This window comes from Neptuniibacter marinus, from assembly GCF_965223595.1.
In the GTDB taxonomy this organism is placed as follows: Bacteria; Pseudomonadota; Gammaproteobacteria; order Pseudomonadales; family Balneatricaceae; genus Neptuniibacter; species Neptuniibacter marinus.
Genome location: NZ_OZ245004.1, coordinates 3,532,312 through 3,551,949, shown reverse-complemented (window position 1 = coordinate 3,551,949; position 19,638 = coordinate 3,532,312). Strand labels below are relative to the sequence as shown.

Below are 19,638 nucleotides of genomic sequence, written 5' to 3'. Positions count from 1 at the left end.
TACTAATTATGAATGAATTTAACTTAGAAGAGCTAAACCTACTTTTAAGCGTATTTGAAAAAGCGGGGATCAGTACTGATCAAGGCGCAGAAGGTGAGATGTTACAACGCTTAAAAGCCGCACAAGAAACCCGCCAAGAGCTAGAAAGTATGGACTTTGACGACTGCTTAGGCGGCGCCTGTAAGCTATAAGCACAATACTACCCATTTGACCTGATCGCTCAGGTCAAATGGGTGCGCGTTATCGCCCCTGTATCTGATTATTGTCGACGCCCATCGGCCTGTGTAGGCGCTCACCCTTTGCCCGACGAGAATCAAAGCGAAAGGCTGACGAAAATTAAAAGGGGCAGAGCCCTTTAAATGTCTAATGTAGATACTCTGTTAATGCTCAAGCTTTTTTTCACTGAAATTGAATAATTTATCAGAATCAAAAGCTTCGCATTGACGGTAAACAGTCCATAATCCCGTTACGTACTTACGCATGATAGCTACAATTGCCTGCATCTTTGTTTTTCCCCGAGAAATTAGCTGCTCTCTAAATTCATGAACATTATCATCGTAACGAGACGCTGACAGTGCTGGCATATAGAGTGCCGATCTTAAGTATGCGTTCCCTGCTTTACTTATTCGTGCAGCACCTCGAACACTGGTTCCCGATTGATGAGTTCTTATATCCAGGCCGCAGTAACGGGTAACCTGCTTAGCTTTCATGTTTTTTGGCAGTACAACAAATTCTGCAAGAATGGCGATAGCGCTGCTTTGACCGACCCCTTTGGCCGCAATCATGCATTCAAAGACAAGAGCCAATTTCTCATCTTTTTGAATGATGTTGAGCGCCGCTATAGATAGGCGGTCAATGCGGCTCTCATAAAAAGAAACACTCTCTTCCAAGTCTTCAATCAGAATAGCGGGACTGTTTTTGGACTGAAGCGCATGCAGTCGATTCTTCGCTTTTACCTTATCTTTTGTTATACGGTTAATCTGGCGTCCAATATCTTTGAGCGCCATATACTCTGATTTTGGTGGGGCCCAAGGTTCTGGTTTCATAACCGCCGCATATTCTGCTAACAAGGCCGCATCAGCTGCGTCGGTTTTGGTTTGTGATAATTTCAACTCAGCAAAGCGCTTGCTACTCAGCGGATTAATCACAGCAACAGTGATACCTGCACTTACAAGATGGACAGCTAAATCTAAGTGATAGATTCCTGTTGCTTCCATCACAACAAGTATTACCTTGTTTTTCTTTAAAATTTTAGCAGCGCGCTCGAAGTCATCAGGGTGTTGCTTGAAAGCTTGTGCTTTACCAATAGAGTTTCCACTTTTAATGACTAGATCGAATGATCTTGCACTGATATCAATACCGGAAAACGTACTCACAAGCTGACTCCATAACGTTGAATTGCTAGAATGGCTTCTGGTTCCCCAACCTCGCACTTTATACTGGCTCAACCTTGTGATGCGAAGTCTAGTACTAGCTTCATGATACTCTTCGAACTAGTAAAGAGGTGGGGAGCCCCTCTACATACAAAGTCAGAATTAACCTGCTTCAAGGAGCGGGCGGCTTCCCCAGAAACGATTACCAATGATAAATAATCGTTGAGGTTAAACATACAAGGAGCTCACCCTGTGAGCGAAGATACTTGTATTACCACTCTGCTTAAGTTAAAAATAGTTATAAATCAGACAGATGGATGTCTGGCATGGGTAGATATACAGACCCCCGTATATCAATTGTTAATGCGCATGCTCGTTTTGTCACGGAAGAGTTCGATTTAATTCTTTAGTTTCTCCTTCCTTTTCAAATAATTACATCTATTTTTAATCAATAGCGGTGCAGGTAGATACACGGACCCCCGTATATACAAATGTTAGGCTAAAAAGAGAACAAAAGTGGATATAAGCATTTACTTAATATTTCTTGTCACTACGGTGATGCTAATTTTAGTGCCCGGTCCGGCTGCAATCACAGTCGCAGCCCAGGGGGCTTCGCATAACTCTAAGCGAGCATTTTTTGGTGTGCTTGGTGTGGCATGCGCCGATGTCTTATTTTTCGCTTTGTCGGCTACAGGTATCGCCTCGCTAATACTTGCTTCCAACCTAATGTTCTCAGTGATTAAATGGTTCGGTGTGGCCTACTTGCTCTATCTTGGTATCTCGGCCCTATTCAGCAAATCGGGAGTAATTAAGCTTTCGGCAGAAAGAAAAGAAAGCACTCGAAAAAAACTCTTCTCACAAGGATTAGTAGTCCAGCTAGCTAACCCGAAAGCGCTTATGTATTTTACAGCGCTACTTCCACAGTTCATTGATCCGTCGAAGCCTGTGCTGTTTCAAATGCTACTTATGGGCGCCTCTTGCTTATTAGCTGATATTGTTGTGTACAGCGTATTCAGTCGGTTAGGCGATCGCATAGCAAAGCAACAACTTCAATCGTGGGTCACAACACTTATCAATAAGGCAGCAGGTATCACGCTGATATCAACTGGCATCAAAATGGCTTCATTGGAATATGGAAAATAGCCTAACAAATAGCTCCACCGGACAAAATACTCGCTGCGCTCGCATTTTTCCTGTGAGCTAGGCGTTGGTATGACTCCCACTGTCAAGTTTAAACACAGTTGTACCTGCTTTTTCGTTCAAAGCCTTTTTGTCTAACTAAATAGAGTTAATGCATCGAATGAGGCCGGTAATTTCGTCGGTTTTCATGCTGGTATCCGTGGATTACTCATTCTTAAATGAGCAGCGCCTACCTTACTTATTCCGTCGTGGCACCGATCTTCAGTCTATGCTCGTGGATCAACTGTTTACACAGTTGCCTGCCTAACGCCGTCGGAGATTATGCCACTGCCGTGGCCTGATCCAATGCACTAACTCTAAACCTGTCATTACGCGGGAGCTCTCGATAAACGTTTTGTTGGATCCACAGGAGACAACACAACTTCCCTGGCGATAGCCCAGATGTAAGCGATCATCTCTCGGGCGATGGCTGTCACAACCACGTTATAGTGTTTCCCTCGCTTCATTAAGCGTTGATAGCGACGGCATAAACGCAATTGAGCGAGCCATCTGATATCAATGATCTCTTTACTGAGTGATTCTTGTCGTTTTTGCAAATCTGTCGAGATGTTCGCACTGTAGCGATAACTATGTGCCCCTTCGATAAGTAAGCGCCTTGCTCGTCCATTACCGCATTTAGTAATACTCCCTTGTCGTCGGTGACCACCACTTGAATGCTCCCGAGGGACAAGTCCTAAGTAGCTCATGAGTTTACGGGGATGATCAAAGCGGGTTAAATCGCCTAATTCAGCAATCACCCCAACGGCGACTAATAAGCGTACGCCACGCATCACTTGAATGGCTTTCACCACGGGATAATAGCGCCAGTTTTTAACATGATGAATGAGTTCATTATCCAAGCGAGCTAGCCGTTTAACACGTTCTGAAATGGTTTGAATATATTCTTGTAAAACGATCTGTTGGCTGGGATAGGGCAACACCAGTTCCGTTAGCCAGCGCAAGTGCTTTTGAGACCAATTATCTTTTACCGTAGGTTTTATATTGTTACGAAGTAAAAGGGCTTTGAGTTGATACTTACTGTCTTTAAGATCCTTCATAGCGATCTCCCTTGCACGAGACAGATCGCGCATTGCTTCATCCTCAGGTTCGGGTACATAGATAGGGTCAAGATCACCGGTGCGTAATAGGTTGGCTAATTTCATCGCATCCCGTTTGTCTGTTTTGACCTGTTCACCAGGTTTTTTAGGAATGAGAGAGGGTGCGACGACGTAACATGGATGCCCGATACTGGTGAGCAGTCGATAGATCCAATAACCACAGGGTCCAGCCTCATAAACAAAATGTAGTGTGGCGTTAGGGTATTTAGATTGAAACTGTCGTACGAGTTTTTTGATGGAGAGTTTAGTACTCGGCACGCGGCCTAGGTGGACGATTTTGGCGTTTCGATCATCTTCGACATAGGCGACCTCAGTAAACTCTTTGTGAGTGTCTAAGCCAATAAAAATTATGCTACTGTTAATCATGCTGACCTCCAACTGGTATTGTTAACAGATACAGTATGGCTCTAGCTTTCAGCTAACCCACGAAAATGGAGGTCAGCACCTCGTGGGAGTCATTATGTCTATGTGAAATCAAGGAGATGAAGAAATTTTAAGCTTCAGTGATTTATATCTAAAAAGTAAAAACAAACTTCTTGTGTTGTCTGGGGTTTGTTTGTTTATAGGGATAACTGAGGCGCTACCTCAAAAGGTGTCTCTAATTGGCTTAGACTTGTCTGGAAAGCCGGAGGTTTTTGGCTGGTTTCTATTAGCTATTACCGGTTATTTTCTTATCACCTCTCTGGTTTTAGGTGCACTTGATTTAGTAAAATACTACTTGCCTTATTTTATAGTCAAGAAAGGGGCGAATGTCACTGGAAGTGTGATTGGTCTGACCGAAGATGAGTGCCAAAGTGAAAACTTTGAGCACTATTTAGACCACCCAGAAGTGGGTACGGTCTCTTCTGAGTTGCTAGACATACAAAGGCAAAGAAAAAGCATTGAAGCTAATTATCATTCTCGCTATGTAAATTTGGCTAATGCTACAAGGTTGTTGTTTGATTTGGCTTTTCCAACAATATTCTCGGCTATATCAATATTCGTAATTACTGGTTTTTTATGGCCAAGCTGCTCGCAAATCACATAACAAAACGCTACACACGGACCCATTTTGCTACGCTCGTTTGTGTATGTCGCTTTGCTCCATTATACACAAACGCTCTCCGCAAAATGGGCCGGTGAGCTCAGTGTTGGTATGACTCCCACTGTCAAGTTTAAACACAGTTGTACCTGCTTTTTCGTTTAAAGCCCTTTTGTTTAACTAAATAGAGTTAATGCATCGAATGAGGCCGGTAATTTCGTCGGTTTTCATGCTGGTATCCGTGGATTACTCATTCTTAAATGAGCAGCGCCTACCTTACTTATTCCGTCGTGGCACCGATCTTCAGTCTATGCTCGTGGATCAACTGTTTACACAGTTGCCTGCCTAACGCCGTCGGAGATTATGCCACTGCCGTGGCCTGATCCAATGCACTAACTCTAAACCTGTCATTACGCGGGAACTCTCGATAAACGTTTTGTTGGATCCACAGGAGACAACACAACTTCCCTGGCGATAGCCCAGATGTAAGCGATCATCTCTCGGGCGATGGCTGTCACAACCACGTTATAGTGTTTCCCTCGCTTCATTAACCGTTGATAGCGACGGCATAAACGCAATTGAGCGAGCCATCCGATATCGATGATCTCTTTACTGAGTGATTCTTGTCGTTTTTGCAAATCTGTCGAGATGTTCGCACTGTAGCGATAACTATGTGCCCCTTCGATAAGTAAGCGCCTTGCTCGGCCATTACCGCATTTAGTAATACTCCCTTGTCGTCGGTGACCACCACTTGAATGCTCCCGAGGGACAAGTCCTAAGTAGCTCATGAGTTTACGGGGATGATCAAAGCGGGTTAAATCGCCTAATTCAGCAATCACCCCAACGGCGACTAATAAGCGTACGCCACGCATCACTTGAATGGCTTTCACCACGGGATAATAGCGCCAGTTTTTAACATGATGAATGAGTTCATTATCCAAGCGAGCTAGCCGTTTAACACGTTCTGAAATGGTTTGAATATATTCTTGTAAAACGATCTGTTGGCTGGGATAGGGCAACACCAGTTCCGTTAGCCAGCGCAAGTGCTTTTGAGACCAATTATCTTTTACTGTAGGTTTTATATTGTTACGAAGTAAAAGGGCTTTGAGTTGATACTTACTGTCTTTAAGGTCCTTCATAGCGATCTCCCTTGCACGAGACAGATCGCGCATTGCTTCATCCTCAGGTTCGGGTACATAGATAGGGTCAAGATCACCGGTGCGTAATAGGTTGGCTAATTTCATCGCATCACGTTTGTCTGTTTTGATCTGTTCACCAGGTTTTTTAGGAATGAGAGAGGGTGCGACGACGTAACATGGATGCCCGATACTGGTGAGCAGTCGATAGATCCAATAACCACAGGGTCCAGCCTCATAAACAAAATGTAGTGTGGCGTTAGGGTATTTAGATTGAAATTGTCGTACGAGTTTTTTGATGGAGAGTTTAGTACTAGGCACGCGGCCTAGGTGGACGATTTTGGCGTTTCGATCATCTTCGACATAGGCGACCTCAGTAAACTCTTTGTGAGTGTCTAAGCCAATAAAAATTATGCTACTGTTAATCATGCTGACCTCCAACTGGTATTGTTAACAGATACAGTATGGCTCTGGCTTTCAGCTAACCCACGAAAATGGAGGTCAGCACCTCGTGGGAGTCATTATGTCTACTTACATAAGGATACTATGTGGAATATTTGAAAAAGGGCGTGATGGGATTCGTTTTCGGAATCGGGTTTTCATTAGCTGTAGTCTTAGTACTGTTTATCGCAAATCGAGTTTTAGAACGAAATCTAGAAACGGCAGAAATCGCCGAGCCCAGCCAGGAAGATGTAGTTGTAATGCCACAAAAGAAAAACTGGGCTTCTGAATTTTCAATCGAGGATAAGGGTATGACTTTCAGTAGTTTTGGTCCTGAATTCATGGCTACATTGACCAATAACTCTGAAAAAAATGCTACTTGGGTATTTGTGAAGACTGATCTCTTCAACGAAGCCGGTGACTTTATTTATCAGTGTGAAAGTAGCGAAAATCAACTCGCACCAGGTACATCCCGAAATATTAAAATCCGCTGTAATTTAAGCGGTCATCCTAGTGCGAGAGAAATTGGAGACGCTATTTCTTCCCATAAAACCTTTGTGGGTGATGTGCACTAGTAAGTAACAAAACGCTGTAGCAATACAGCCCTAAATTCACCGCTTCGCGGTGGGCTGTGGATTCGCTCTCGCTCGCCGCTAAGCTTTGCGTTAAATGAGCAATACCGTATTATTTGGCAGAGTTTCTAAAGACTCTGTTAGTTGGGATTGTGATGAATAGTGCTGCCCAAAGGTGGAGCTGGTAGGGTGGGTATCTTGCGTGCGAGGGAAGCGACCCTTGCAATCAGTATGAAAAATGCGGGTAGTTAATAATAAATATGCGAACATTTAGCGCTTTTATAGTAGTTTGCGGCCCCCCTCCCCCCAACCGCAATGATGCATTGCAGTAGTCCGAGTGGGTAGGCTAGAGTAAACGCGAATAGTCAGTTTGTTCTGCTTAGGCTCTTGATAATTAAACGAGGAAATAAGATGAAAACTGCTTTCACGTTTGTTGCCTTTTTATGTTTCACTCATACCACGGTGATGGCGTCGAATGCTGTCATTGATGATATACGTGCGAAAGGAGAGACATGTCGGGCAATGGCTCAAACGGCCGAAGGCCAGAAGCTCGCCCATCTGTGTTTGTCGAGTTGCGCACGCTATGGTGATACGTTAACTCAATATCCTGAATTGTTGAGTGATATTGGGGTGAAAAGATGCCATAGGGATTATGCGAGGGCGCAGAAAGGTTTGACGAAAACGCTACCGCCCGTTAATCGAACACAAAATGCCCCAGCAAAAGTGGAACCTGCTCGCACAACTATGCCGGATGTTGAAGGCCTATGGACGGGAATACTCAGAGGAGAGATGCGAGTGCGGGCTGATGCCCGTACCGACTGGCAACAGATTTGCCGAGGTACAGCGATGGTCATGGCGTTTGCCCATGATTCAACGGATACGATAGAGCAGCAAAAGCAGCGGCGGCTTGATCAAACCGCATTTTTTAAACAGCTTAAACGTAAAGATCAAGTGCGCTTGATTGGCATCACATACGATCCAGCCAGAGCCGGGCAGCAGCTTCATTGCCAAGCTGAGCGGGTTGAGATTATCGGCTCGAATTAAGCTTGCGTATTTTTCGAATAATTGGGGTCAGAGTTAAATTAAGTTTTCAACGTGTTGATATTTAGAGTTAATCAAGTATAACTTTACTCTGACTTCGAACTTAAAAAGCTTTACCCAATCACAATAACTTTTCTAAGTCGAAAACGCATAAGTCTTATGCTCTAAAAGAGTTACGTATTTATTCTAGCGAGCTAGTTTTTTTGTAGTAATATTCATAACCATTAACCGTGTTGAAAACAGATTTTCTGGGTAATATCGCATAACCTAACCTATTGACAGGCTAGCTCAATATAAGGGCAAAAGGGTATATTTATTACTTCAATACAATATATTAGGGCGTTTGCGCCTTATACTAAATGTTAAAGCGTCTGAGTTTTTAAGGGTAAAACATGTAAAATAAAGACTTGTTTACAACTAAATTCAGTATTTAAAAACAGTAAAAAACAAAACAACCAGGCCTGGTAACTTTAGTATTGGTGTTTATAAAAAAGTGTAATGTTACAGGTTAAAAGTACAACAACCACTTCAAGCATCACGCTTTAACAAGGCCGTTAAAAATCGCGCTTTCAGCGCTGAACTCGCAACAAGTTGCTCGCTTTTTACGGCGCCGTTATGCATCAAATAGTTTGAGGGTAAAATGGAAAAGCAGCTTTTTTTAGACAGAACAGTAATTATTGCACGAATTCTATCGATGTACCTTTTGGTAACCGGTTTGGGATTTCTGATTTCAGATGGTTATTTCAGCAAAATGATCGCTCATTCAGGCTCAGACCCAATACTAATTAATTTATCTGGAATGGTTCATTTTTTCATAGGAGCTACTATCCTTACAGTTCATTTTCTTTGGAAAAAACCACTACAAATAGTTGTCACCCTACTGGGCTTAATGTTTTTTCTCAAAGGTATTTTCTTGATTGCCCTACCTGAATTTACGCTCCAGACTGGCAACAACCCAGTACAAAACACATGGTTAATGGCGGTGGGTTTTATTTCAGCTGGGGTTATTATCGGCTATTTCGCCTATTTTAAATCGGAAAAATTGCATAACAAAAAAGTTCAGCCGACGCAAAACACGCGCGGCTGATTTTGGCGTTAGGGAACAACATGTACCAGAGAATTTTAGTATTATCTTTTTTGTTCGTAGCCTCAATAGTCAGAGGTGACGAGATAATTAATGCTTTAAATGAAATGAATGGTCTCATTAAACAAACAGGTAATCCAAAGGTTTTTGCAGAGAGGGTTATTGAAAAGATCAAACATGATGATTGTCGTGACTTATTGCCATTAATTAATGGGCAAAGTGAGTACTTCAATGACACAGAATACTTTTATGCAAAGTGCATATATCAGTCTCGTCAGTTTGGTAAAATTATGAGTTCTGAATATGGCCCGATTGTATTTGCACCACTTGGGCGAAACGGTGGACCACCTCTAATCCCGTCACAGAAAGTTTATGTCCAAGTTGAGCATGACGGTAAGGCGGAAGAGAGAGGTATATTTATCAATTTCCTGCCAGCAAACGGAAGGTTTGAAATCGTTGATGTCGATTTCATATTTGGAAAAGTAAGGTGACCTCCCTAACAAGTCCCGTTTGTCTGTTTTGATCTGTTCACCAGGTTTTTAGGAATGAGAGAGGGTGCGACGACGTAACATGGGTGCCCGATACTGGTGAGCAGTCGATAGATCCAATAACCACAGGGTCCAGCCTCATAAACAAAATGTAGTGTGGCGTTAGGGTATTTAGATTGAAACTGGCGTACGAGTTTTTTGATGGAGAGTTTAGTACTAGGCACGCGGCCTAGGTGGACGATTTTGGCGTTTCGATCATCTTCGACATAGGCGACCTCAGTAAACTCTTTGTGAGTGTCTAAGCCAATAAAAATTATGCTACTGTTAATCATGCTGACCTCCAACTGGTATTGTTAACAGATACAGTATGGCTCTGGCTTTCAGCTAACCCACGAAAATGGAGGTCAGCACCTCGTGGGAGTCATTATGTCTATGCCTTACAGAGCAGGTACTTCCTTGCTGACATAAAATGAGTATGCGACCTTGATGAATGCAATCTTAATATTTTTTTCACAATTTCGTTTCTTTTGGCATCTTAAAAGTCTCAGTCAGAAGTTCATGCTCTGGATTGGAGCTCAAATATTTCGCTCCCAATACTTTTCAAGAAATAAAAAAGATAACTTTATTGGATTGCGTCATCTATTTCAGATAACACAGGTTCAGTTAGTGCTTGCGATTATTTTCGCTATATTACTCCAAGTATTAAATCCACTGGTATTAGGGTTCTACAACTTTACGTTTTTCAAAATACCCAATGATAGTGATTATGTAACCTTTTTAGTAACCATCAGTGGAATTGGTGGTGTATTTATCGGTTTGTATTATGCCGCAATTAGCACTATTGCTGGCTCCATTTATGCAAAAGTACCAAATAACATACGAGACCTTCTCGCGCAAGAACGAGTTGGGAATGTATATATGCACTTCTTGTCCTTTGTGACCTTTTTAGGAATATCATTAGTATCTTTCCGTGTTCTAGGTTTCGAGCGAATCGAGCTTGCAATACCTGTAATGTTGCTGGCGGCAGGGGTTGGGATAATCGCTTTCGTTAAATTAGGTCAGCGAGTATTTTATCTGTTTGACCCCACTGCACTTAGTTACCATTTGTTTGGTCAGTTAAGGCAATTTACAGAAATGGTAAAGGCAGGTGGTTATCGGTGGAATGATTCAGTCTTTCAGCGTCATGCAAATAAACTGGCTTCTTCTAGTTTGGATACACTGGAAACTTTATCGGATATTACAAAAAATGAGGTTCATTTACATGGTGCGCCTTTCATTCATCTTTGTGAAAATTTAATTTCATTTCTCTTGTATTATGAAAAAGCGAAAAATGAAATACCATCAAATAGTCAATGGTATGAGCAAAAATACATCCATAAAGACTGGTATCGAACTGATGATTCAAGGGTGTCTATTGCCCACCAAACTGGCACAACCCTGCAACCAGACATAACAAATAATAAAGAATGGGTTGAGGCTAGAGTTTTAGTAATTATCAAGCAATGTTTGGAAGTTAATTTAAAAGAGGCGAGATATAACGAAATATTGGAGTTGGCGGAGTACATTGATGCTTATTTGAAGCTATTGGCCGAAAGTGGCCTAACTAATCGTGCTTTGGGAATTCTTGAGGAGCTGGGCGACTGTGTTTTGCAAGTGATTTCTCAAGCGTCAGAAAGCGAAATAGTAACCAATGAGGTTCTTGAAAAGCTCGCAATAATAGAACGATTCGCATCTATGCCAATAACGATTGCATTAGCATGTAGAAAGCATATTGAGTCAATAGATTCAGAAGCGGTAGCAAGAAGGTTGATAAAAGTAACTTGGAGAAATGATTCAGACATCTATAAGCATGGTTTTCCTTCCTACTATTTACCACGACTAGAGTGGTTCAAGCCAAGATTGAAATTTGAAGTGTTCACAGAAGGTAGGAAAGTAACACCAATCTGGTATCAAAAAGAACTATTGTTGCAAATTGAAGCTGACACTTTTGTTGAAAACACGAAAGCTCTGATAAACGAAGGCGCGAGTCTATATAAATCTTGGATTGCTAAAACCACTGACACAAAGCACCCGTGGTTAGTCGGTGCTGTGATGAGTAGGGAGTGGGAGTTTTGGCACAAGGTAGGCGATCAAATGGAAATATGGCCAAATAAATGGTCAAACTTAAGCGATGAAAAGAAAATTGAAGGGTTGCCTTGGTCTGAATTCGAATTCGAAAAATTAGAAAAGGCCAGCAAGGAAAGGCAATCAGAGTTGTTGGAATTGATGTCAACCCAGAACTTAATGCTAGCATTTCTAGAGAGGCCAGGTGGTTTTCCAGATTATGCTGGGCAGTTCTTGCATACTTCGGGTGAAGTCTCATTTGAAGCACTGCTAAATAATGAACAAAAATTATTAGGCAATGTTTTCAAAATGTATTTGTATGGATGCATCATGCGTTTCGATAGTTTACGCCCGAAGTCAGCATCAATGGATTGGAGGGCGCAACAGGAATTCAAAATAGCCGCAGCACCGTTGCTAGATCTAATGGAGCTTTCAGGTTATGCAAAATTAATGGCGGATTATCATAATAATGATCAGTTATGGCAAACAGTGACTGGTGCCTGGAATGAATACTTTGTAAAAAGAGGAGAAGAAACTTCTTTGTCATTGTTAGCTGGTTCTATCGCTTTCACAGAAGGGGCTTTCGAAATACCGCATAGAGGTGTATTGCGAACAAATTGGAAAATACGTATCAGTCGTAGATTGCTAAACGTTCCTCGCCATGAGGTCTTTTTGCAGCATTCCATTGGGTCTCACACAGAAATAGACCATGACAGTGCTTTGATTCGTATATTTGCTCGAGAACTACATGGTAGTTTTCACGATGGCATAGATATATTCATGGCTTTCTACCTACGAACTAAAGAAGGAGCAGATCAGCTTGATTACGGATGGAAAAGGCGAGATTTGCAAGATTCTTTGGAAAGAGAAGAAGCAAAGGTAGCAAAAGCACAAGGTGAGGAAGGTACAGAATGAGAATATACAGATCACAGAGAACTGTTAAGTCATCTCTGGCTACACACTTTCCAAGCCAGTCACAAAGTCTGGATATTAATCCAGATGTCCATATGTTCACTGAAGATATTCATTTGGCAATTATGCCAATAGGCGGGAGAACAGATAAGCAGAAAGAGTTTTTCGTTGAATTTCAGGGAGATGCGCCAGATTATGAGAGGGCGAAAGAAATAGTTGGTGAACTAGGTGAATTTGATAGATATGACACTGCCGGAATGGTGTGTGACGCGATAGACAGTATTGCTAGACATCTGGCTTGGGAGGGGCAAGCGCTCTTTGAAATTATATATGATGAAGAGCAGATATATCTTAATGGTTTAACAACGAAGAATATTTTTAGGGTATTTAATTGGTATCTGCAATTAATACCCCCTAGCGACTGGGAGCTATGGAAAAGAAAAATGTCGCTCGTCACTAAGAAGAAAATATGGAAAGTACAGATGCCACATGAACTTGGAGGAGTGTGGGGCTATAAAAAAGTCTTGAGAAAATTACGAAAGTATAACCATTTAGGCCCTGGGTTTTATAGGCGAGATCTAGAGCGCGGAACAACGGTAAATGGTTTCGATTTTTTAAGATATGTGCGAGATAGTGAAATATATTTCAATAGCGTCACTAAAGCTTGGGGGTGGAACAGAAGAGATTGGAGTCAAGATAAATGTACTGAATTCTACACATTTCATCGAATGCTCAGCTTCAAGCATGCACAAGCACTTTTACGCGAACACATAATTAGGGAGATTAATAGATTATTACAAAAGTTGGAAATTAAGTGCAAATTGGTAGTGGCAGGTCTTCCAACTTCGAATGATATTTTAAAAATAAAGACTGAAATGCAAAGAGGTGAGCTTTCATTTGCTGAAGTAACAGATAAGGTAGCAATGTAGTTATGGCTAAAATGTACATAATCCGGCATAACAAAGCGCTGCTGTTGGACTAATTTTACACTGCGCTCCAAACCAGCCGCAAATGCGGGCGTTAGTTTGCTAAAGGCAGCGGTTAACTAGCCTAAGCTTGCTCTCACATCAGCAATGGTGATGCAGAGTTGATTTTCAGCGTCTGCAAATGCTTGAAAACTATAGCGTTCATAGCAATTTTTCGCACCATCTTTGGCATCAACGATAACAACTGGAAATGCAACGCTATCACTAGCAGCAGTATTCTTTATTCCCTTTTCGAATGATGTCTATGTAGTAAAGCTGCTTATTTATAAGGAAATTTTCACGTGAAAAAATTCATGCTAACTACAGTGCTATCGGTAGTCTTTCTATCTATTGGTTTTATCGGTGGTTGGTGGGCAAATTCGCCCAGCTTTGATTTATTATGTTCAAAGCCATATGTGCATACTCTGGGTAAAGCTATTGAGGCTCAAGGTATGAGTATAGATGCAGGCACAGAAATTGATTTAAGGTCTTGCGAATATGCTAATCGTTTTACTGTTAGTTTGACGTACGATAAAGGTACGCATAGAGAGCTATTTATTCCCAAAAATAGTGCGCCAACTATTGGCAATCATGGCGCAAGACAATATAGCATTTCAGATATTAAATAATTCACAATGCGTTAGCGCTTGCTTTGTTTATTTAGTAATAACAGCAGGAAAGTCTAGGGCTTAGGACATGTATAGCTACTGGGTTAGCTGCTCCAAATTTTTTGTACGTTATATATTTAATAAGGAACAATATGAGTAACGGTATTACTAATAAAGTACGTTTTGTTATGGCGAAGCTATTTACATTCATTTTCTTGGGAATGGCTTTAGCAATGATTTTCTCGCTAGCGCAATCGGTGATTTCTAGCATTCTTATCGGTGAGGAGATAACTCAAATTTTCTTGAGCGGAATTAATACAGGGATTATTGCTTTAGCTGTTTTTGAGTTGGCGTTAGTAATAAATCGAGAATATTCAGAAGCGGAAGAAGATGGTGATGCAGTTGAAAGTTTAAGAAGAACGATTCCTAGGTTTATTGGTACCGTATGTATCGCATTATCTTTAGAGGGGTTGATTATGGTCATTAAATACAGTCAGTTAGATCTCGCTGGTAACTTGTATTACCCCGTAGCCATCATATCAAGTACGGCTCTGTTATTGGCATCACTCGGTGCTTTTCTATTTTTAACGCGTAAGCATGGATAACAGCGGCATTCTTTATTCCTTTTTCGGTTAAGCTAGGATAAACAGGTTTTAAAAATAGCTGCGTTCTCCAACGAATAAGCGGTTTTTTGTTGTCTGGTGGTAGAGTAAGTAAAGGTTAGACCGCTTGCCTTGAACGTCGTTTCTGGGCAGGCATTTTAGTGTAGGCGTTTTCCAATTGAGTGATATCATCACCCTGTTCCTATTATTTAACCCCAGTCTTGCTCGCATTTAAGAGTGCCTAGCCCACCTAAACGCGGTATATTTTTCTTACTTTTGAATAATTAGGATGCCCGTCATGTTTTTTGGTAAAAAAGAGAAAAAGCTTTTTACGTTAACGCGGACCGATCCTGATAATCCTTTGGCTTCATACTCGAAACATCCCTTTGAGTTAGAGGGCTGTGAATGGCCGTCGGTGGAGCATTACTATCAGGCGATGAAGTTTGGGGATGCGGAGTACCGTGAACAGATCCGCCTAGCGCCGACCCCAAAGGATGCGGCGAGCTTAGGTAAAAGTAAAAAACATCAAAAGCGCAAAGACTGGGATAAGGTTAAAGTGATCTTTATGACCCGCGGTACTTACATAAAGTGCCGTACCTATCCAGACATTGCTCAAACCTTGTTGGATACCGGTGAGATTGATATAGCGGATGTGAGCCAATATGACTATTTCTGGGGCAGTGGCCGTGATATGCGGGCGACGAATGCCTTTGGTCAGATGTTGATGGATATTAGAGAAAAGCTTCGAGCAGAGCTTAACTAGCTTTTCACCCTATTATTACGAGTGACAACCTAGATGAATCAACAACCTTATTACGTGGGTGCCCACGTGAGCGCGTCGGGCGGTGTACAGAATGCGCCGTTAAATGCTCAAAAACTAGGTGCTAATGCATTTGCTCTGTTTACTAAAAACCAACGTCGTTGGATGGCTAAGGAGCTTGAGCCGAAGACGATTGAAGCGTTTAAACAGCAGTGTAAAGCAGCGGGTTTTAAACCTGAACAGATCCTTCCACATGACTCCTATTTAATCAATTTAGGTCATCCAGAGGCGGAAGCTTTACAAAAGTCCCGTGAGGCTTTTCTGGATGAATTGAAACGTTGTGAACAACTGGGATTGGTTTATCTTAACTTCCATCCCGGTAGCCATCTTCGCACGATCTCTGAAGCTGAGTGTATAGCTAAAATCGCCGATTCAATTAATTGGGCATTGGCACAAAGCCACGGTGTTACGGCGGTTATCGAAAATACCGCAGGGCAGGGCAGTAACTTAGGCTATAGCTTCGAACAATTAGCTGCGATCATTGATCAGGTAGAGGATAAGTCTCGCGTGGGAGTCTGTATTGATACCTGCCATATGTTTGCTGCGGGCTACGATATTCGCTCCTTAGATAGCTGTGCTGATGTTTTTGAGCAGTTTGAAAAGATCGTTGGTTTTCAGTATTTAAAAGGGATGCATCTTAATGATTCGAAGGGGGGATTAAACTCCCATCTGGATCGTCACCATAGCCTCGGACAAGGTGAGATTGGCTTAGATGTGTTTCGTTTTATTATGCAGGATGAGCGTTTTCGCGGTATCCCATTAGTGTTAGAAACAATTGATGGAACGATCTGGCAAGATGAAATTCAACTTTTAAAGCAGTTTTCGATAGATACTTAGTGTAAAAGGAATTAAACATTTTCACTCAAATGTAATAAAGAGGGGGTAGCCTAGGCGCTCCATTTTTACTATGTGATTGACCTATGTTATGTGCAACTGATGAAGTCGGCGCAGATATGCGCCAGAAGTTGTTGTTAGAGATTTTGGAGACCGAGTCTTTATATCCACATTTTCAGCCTATAGTCGATTTAAAAAAGGGTGAAGTGATTGGGCATGAGGCTTTAATACGAGGCCCTTCCGGCAGTGCAATGGCTTCCCCTGGTGCTCTTTTCCAAACAGCGATTGAAAATAATTTATTACATACCTTAGAACTCTTGTCCCGTCGTTGCTCTTTAGAGCGTTTTGCCGAGCTAAAACCGGGCGGGAAGTTATTTCTGAATATAAGCGCTTCATTGTTGGGTACGCCAGAACATACGGAAGGTTTTACGTCGGAACTTTTGCAAAAGTTGGGTATATCTATCTCTGATATAGTGATTGAGCTGTCAGAACAACATCCGTTTGATAAACAAGGGCTGACACATAATGCGGTTGAGTACTACCGCAATATGGGGTTTCAAGTGGCTGTGGATGATTTAGAGACCGGCTACTCTGGCTTAAAACTCTGGTCCGAATTAAATCCTGAATATGTGAAGATTGATCGTCATTTTGTGTCCCATATTGATACTGATCCAGTGAAGCGGGAGTTTGTGCGGGCTATTTATAATATAAGTACTGCAACTGGCTGTAAGGTTATTGCCGAAGGGATAGAACGCAAGGAAGAGGTCGCAACCCTTATGGAATTAGGGATTAATATAGGCCAAGGTTTTTATCTGGGTTACCCCAGTCCAGAGCCCCAACCTACATGGAGTGCTGAAGGTATTAGCGATCCGATTTGTTGCGATGCCATGGTTAATATGGCTCAAGACGAAACAGCGATCTCTCTTTTACGTCAAACTCCAGCGGTGGCACCTGAAGATACAGTGCTATTTGTGAGTGAGCAATTTAGATTGCACCCAGAAGTCGGCGCGCTGCCTGTTATAAGGGATGGAACCCCTTTAGGTGTAGTGAAAAAATCCGACCTATTGGAGCTGTTTTCCACCCAGTATGGCCGTGCGTTATATGAGAAAAAGCCGGCCTCACGTATTTTGAGTGAAGATGTTCTGCTTGTTGATAGCCAATTAAGCTTAGTGGAAGTCTCGCGCTTAGTGACAGATCAGGAAAGTAGCGCTTTACAGCAAGATATTATTATTACTGAAAGTGATTGTTACTTAGGTATGGGCAATCTTCGTGATTTATTAAAACGTTTAACCGCTTTGAAGATCCAAAATGCTCAGTATGCGAACCCTTTAACTTTGCTACCTGGGAATGTGCCGATTAATAATGAGGTGGATTCTCTGTTAAAAGGCACCGCAGATTTTCATGTTGCTTATTTTGATCTCAATAACTTTAAACCCTTTAATGATTGCTATGGTTATTCAAAAGGTGATCAAGTGATCCGTTTCCTGGGTGATCTGCTTACCCGTTTTATTAATAGCGATAAGAATTTTATTGGTCATGTAGGTGGCGATGATTTTGTTGTGATTTTCCGCTCACCGGGTTGGCAATTAAGCTGTGAACGTATTATTCGGGAGTTTGATCAAGAGGTAAGAGGGTTTTATCTACCTAAAGATCTTCAGACGGAAGGGATCTGGTCCACTGATCGAAAAGGTGTGCGCTCTTTCTTTCCATTGCTGGGGTTAGCTATCGGAGTGGTGCATCCAGACCCTTACAAATGCGATAGCTATCATGAAGTTGCTGAGTTGGCGGCTATGGCTAAAAAAGAGGCGAAACGGGGAGTGGATAGTACTTTATTTGTTTCCCAACGCCGCTCTACCGGTGGCGATCTTAAAAAGTTACCAGTTGCAGCATGTAGTATCTAGATGCCTGCAATCTCGCGCATAGCGTGGTCGGTTGTAAAATAGATGTTTCCAGATGATAACAGTACCGACAGATACGCTTTCTAAAAATCCAATTAAGGCGATCAGTAGGGCGGGTGTAATCAACTGTTTCCATAACTCTATATCAATATGAATCGCTTGGAAGTGGGAGGCTGTGGAATCGTCCCTACGGTTTGCACCGCTGATGCTTGATCAAGGTGAAAATATCAAACGACAATTGAGCCCATCAGTAACGCAAACATGGGGCCTGCTTTACTGATTGGTTGGGCTAAGTCTTGGGGAATATTAAGTTTGATAAGTTGATCTCGGCATTGAGGTATTCAACTCCTCCTTGGGGAGCGATTTGGCTAACTGAGGTATTTACCATAAGTGAGGCTATAGCGACTGGCCCTACAGCAAGGGAGCGACTATTGCCTAAGAGCGAGTATATAAGCAGCGGTAGAATGCTGGCATTAAGGCCATATCCAAGCGGAAGCCCAGCCAGAATTGCGTAAGCCATGGATTGGGGGATCAGCAGTATAGAAACGATAATACTGGCTATTAAATCGCTGATAAAGGTTTGGCGTTGATAGTTCTTTAACCAGCCCAAAATAGGGAATAGCTCGGCCCAGAATTGCATCTTATAATCTAAGTGACAACGGTTATAGCAATTATATCAATATAGGTATAAGTATATATCAAGTGATTATATGGATTGATCTAGCTATGAGGCTAGTGATTGCTATAGTTGATTTTTCTATTAGTCATGACAGGGATTAAGATATGTCTAAACATTCCGTACCGGATGGTTGGCAATCCACCTATAACCAACAAGATTTCCGCATTGATAAGCAAGAATCACTTTACGATGGTTTTTTTAAAATGCTGAAGCTTCATCTAACCCATAAAACATTTGCTGGTGATTCGATTAGTATCCAACGTGAGTTGTTTTATCGTGACGATGCTGTTTGTGTTTTACTTTATGATGCGAATGAACAGGTGGTCGTATTAGTTGAGCAGTTTCGAGTAGGGGTCTTTGATAATCCAGAAGGGCCTTGGCTTTTAGAGCTGGTGGCAGGGATTGTTGAACAGGGTGAAAGCGCCGAAGATGTAGCGCGGCGTGAGTCTGAGGAGGAGGCTGGAGCACAGTTGGGAGAGGTTGTGAGTATTAGCCGTTTTGTCCCAAGCTCTGGGGGTACGCGCGAGTATATTGATCTGCTTTGTGCTAGTGTGGATTCGAGGGATGTAGAAGGAATCCATGGTCTTCCTCATGAAGGTGAAGATATCAAGGTACATAAGATCCCGGTTGATAAAGCGTTTGAATTAGTGAAGAGTGGTAAGATTAATAACGCACCGGCAATGATCGCGTTACAGTGGTTACAGTTAAATAAAGCTGATGTCGATAAACGCTGGTCTAGCTAAACAAGTGATCTTATAGTCCAG

The 19,638-nt window shown here is 42.1% G+C and carries 19 protein-coding genes and 2 pseudogenes; 15 read left to right on the top strand and 6 right to left on the bottom strand.

Translation table 11 applies throughout. The features are described 5' to 3' along the window. Positions 1–8 precede the first annotated feature (8 nt). A complete protein-coding gene (locus tag ACOQOE_RS16800; RefSeq protein ID WP_067862474.1) occupies positions 9–191 on the top strand; it encodes a hypothetical protein in 183 nt (60 codons plus the stop codon). Positions 192–380: 189 nt separating this feature from the next. On the opposite strand, the gene ACOQOE_RS16795 is transcribed toward ACOQOE_RS16800, so the two are convergent. Next, positions 381–1,376: an IS110 family transposase gene (locus ACOQOE_RS16795; protein WP_067870027.1), complete on the bottom strand. Its 996-nt coding sequence runs from the start codon at positions 1,374–1,376 to the stop codon at positions 381–383. Positions 1,377–1,889: 513 nt separating this feature from the next. Between ACOQOE_RS16795 and ACOQOE_RS16790 the strand changes: the two genes are divergently transcribed. Further along, positions 1,890–2,516 carry a LysE family translocator gene (locus ACOQOE_RS16790; RefSeq protein WP_067862470.1) on the top strand — a complete coding sequence of 209 codons (627 nt, stop codon included), beginning with the start codon at positions 1,890–1,892 and terminating at the stop codon, positions 2,514–2,516. A gap of 365 nt (positions 2,517–2,881) precedes the next feature. Here ACOQOE_RS16790 and ACOQOE_RS16785 read toward each other — a convergent pair whose 3' ends face one another. Next, entirely contained in the window at positions 2,882–4,036 is a 1,155-nt protein-coding gene (locus tag ACOQOE_RS16785; protein WP_420554519.1) for an IS110 family transposase, read from the bottom strand. A 226-nt stretch (positions 4,037–4,262) separates the two neighbouring features. Between ACOQOE_RS16785 and ACOQOE_RS16780 the strand changes: the two genes are divergently transcribed. Next, positions 4,263–4,697 carry a hypothetical protein gene (locus ACOQOE_RS16780; RefSeq protein WP_420554518.1) on the top strand — a complete coding sequence of 145 codons (435 nt, stop codon included), beginning with the start codon at positions 4,263–4,265 and terminating at the stop codon, positions 4,695–4,697. A gap of 404 nt (positions 4,698–5,101) precedes the next feature. Here ACOQOE_RS16780 and ACOQOE_RS16775 read toward each other — a convergent pair whose 3' ends face one another. Further along, positions 5,102–6,256, bottom strand: coding sequence for an IS110 family transposase (locus ACOQOE_RS16775; RefSeq protein WP_420554517.1), 1,155 nt, complete (start codon positions 6,254–6,256; stop codon positions 5,102–5,104). A 119-nt stretch (positions 6,257–6,375) separates the two neighbouring features. On the opposite strand from ACOQOE_RS16775, the gene ACOQOE_RS16770 reads away from it, so the two are divergent. The 4 genes from ACOQOE_RS16770 to ACOQOE_RS16755 all read left to right on the top strand — a co-directional run bounded on the left by ACOQOE_RS16770 (position 6,376) and on the right by ACOQOE_RS16755 (position 9,456). Further along, the gene (locus ACOQOE_RS16770) at positions 6,376–6,843 is read left to right on the top strand and encodes an FxLYD domain-containing protein (RefSeq protein ID WP_420554516.1); all 468 of its coding nucleotides are present in this window, start codon (positions 6,376–6,378) and stop codon (positions 6,841–6,843) included. A gap of 408 nt (positions 6,844–7,251) precedes the next feature. After that, complete coding sequence (locus tag ACOQOE_RS16765) at positions 7,252–7,884, top strand: hypothetical protein (RefSeq protein ID WP_420554515.1); 633 nt, start codon at positions 7,252–7,254, stop codon at positions 7,882–7,884. Positions 7,885–8,521: 637 nt separating this feature from the next. Beyond that, a complete protein-coding gene (locus ACOQOE_RS16760) occupies positions 8,522–8,968 on the top strand; it encodes a hypothetical protein (protein WP_420554514.1) in 447 nt (148 codons plus the stop codon). A gap of 20 nt (positions 8,969–8,988) precedes the next feature. Then, positions 8,989–9,456: a hypothetical protein gene (locus ACOQOE_RS16755; RefSeq protein WP_420555499.1), complete on the top strand. Its 468-nt coding sequence runs from the start codon at positions 8,989–8,991 to the stop codon at positions 9,454–9,456. A gap of 6 nt (positions 9,457–9,462) precedes the next feature. On the opposite strand, the pseudogene ACOQOE_RS16750 reads toward ACOQOE_RS16755, so the two are convergent. Continuing rightward, positions 9,463–9,785: pseudogene (locus ACOQOE_RS16750) on the bottom strand (IS110 family transposase); the annotation flags it as partial. A 154-nt stretch (positions 9,786–9,939) separates the two neighbouring features. Between ACOQOE_RS16750 and ACOQOE_RS16745 the strand changes: the two are divergent. After that, on the top strand, positions 9,940–12,471 hold the full coding sequence (locus tag ACOQOE_RS16745) for a hypothetical protein (RefSeq protein WP_420554513.1): 2,532 nt from the start codon (positions 9,940–9,942) through the stop codon (positions 12,469–12,471). A 92-nt stretch (positions 12,472–12,563) separates the two neighbouring features. Beyond that, entirely contained in the window at positions 12,564–13,397 is an 834-nt protein-coding gene (locus ACOQOE_RS16740) for a hypothetical protein (RefSeq protein ID WP_420554512.1), read from the top strand. Positions 13,398–13,513: 116 nt separating this feature from the next. On the opposite strand, the pseudogene ACOQOE_RS16735 reads toward ACOQOE_RS16740, so the two are convergent. Further along, positions 13,514–13,675 (bottom strand): annotated as a pseudogene (locus ACOQOE_RS16735) (GNAT family N-acetyltransferase); the annotation flags it as partial. A 60-nt stretch (positions 13,676–13,735) separates the two neighbouring features. Here ACOQOE_RS16735 and ACOQOE_RS16730 point away from each other — a divergent pair. The 5 genes from ACOQOE_RS16730 to ACOQOE_RS16710 all read left to right on the top strand — a co-directional run bounded on the left by ACOQOE_RS16730 (position 13,736) and on the right by ACOQOE_RS16710 (position 18,198). After that, the gene (locus ACOQOE_RS16730) at positions 13,736–14,062 is read left to right on the top strand and encodes a hypothetical protein (RefSeq protein ID WP_420554511.1); all 327 of its coding nucleotides are present in this window, start codon (positions 13,736–13,738) and stop codon (positions 14,060–14,062) included. 131 nt (positions 14,063–14,193) lie between these two features. Continuing rightward, positions 14,194–14,646, top strand: coding sequence for a hypothetical protein (locus tag ACOQOE_RS16725; RefSeq protein WP_420554510.1), 453 nt, complete (start codon positions 14,194–14,196; stop codon positions 14,644–14,646). 295 nt (positions 14,647–14,941) lie between these two features. After that, positions 14,942–15,406, top strand: a complete 465-nt coding sequence (locus ACOQOE_RS16720) for an NADAR family protein (protein WP_067866002.1) — start codon at positions 14,942–14,944, stop codon at positions 15,404–15,406. Between the two features lie 33 nt (positions 15,407–15,439). Beyond that, positions 15,440–16,300, top strand: coding sequence for a deoxyribonuclease IV (nfo, locus tag ACOQOE_RS16715; protein ID WP_420554509.1), 861 nt, complete (start codon positions 15,440–15,442; stop codon positions 16,298–16,300). A gap of 83 nt (positions 16,301–16,383) precedes the next feature. Continuing rightward, on the top strand, positions 16,384–18,198 hold the full coding sequence (locus ACOQOE_RS16710; RefSeq protein WP_420554508.1) for a GGDEF domain-containing protein: 1,815 nt from the start codon (positions 16,384–16,386) through the stop codon (positions 18,196–18,198). Positions 18,199–18,484: 286 nt separating this feature from the next. Here the strand turns inward: ACOQOE_RS16710 and ACOQOE_RS16705 are convergent, their stop codons facing one another. Further along, the gene (locus ACOQOE_RS16705) at positions 18,485–18,835 is read right to left on the bottom strand and encodes a SulP family inorganic anion transporter (protein WP_067866012.1); all 351 of its coding nucleotides are present in this window, start codon (positions 18,833–18,835) and stop codon (positions 18,485–18,487) included. Positions 18,836–18,978: 143 nt separating this feature from the next. On the opposite strand from ACOQOE_RS16705, the gene ACOQOE_RS16700 reads away from it, so the two are divergent. Then, entirely contained in the window at positions 18,979–19,617 is a 639-nt protein-coding gene (locus ACOQOE_RS16700) for an NUDIX domain-containing protein (RefSeq protein WP_067866015.1), read from the top strand. The last annotated feature ends 21 nt before the right edge of the window (positions 19,618–19,638 follow it).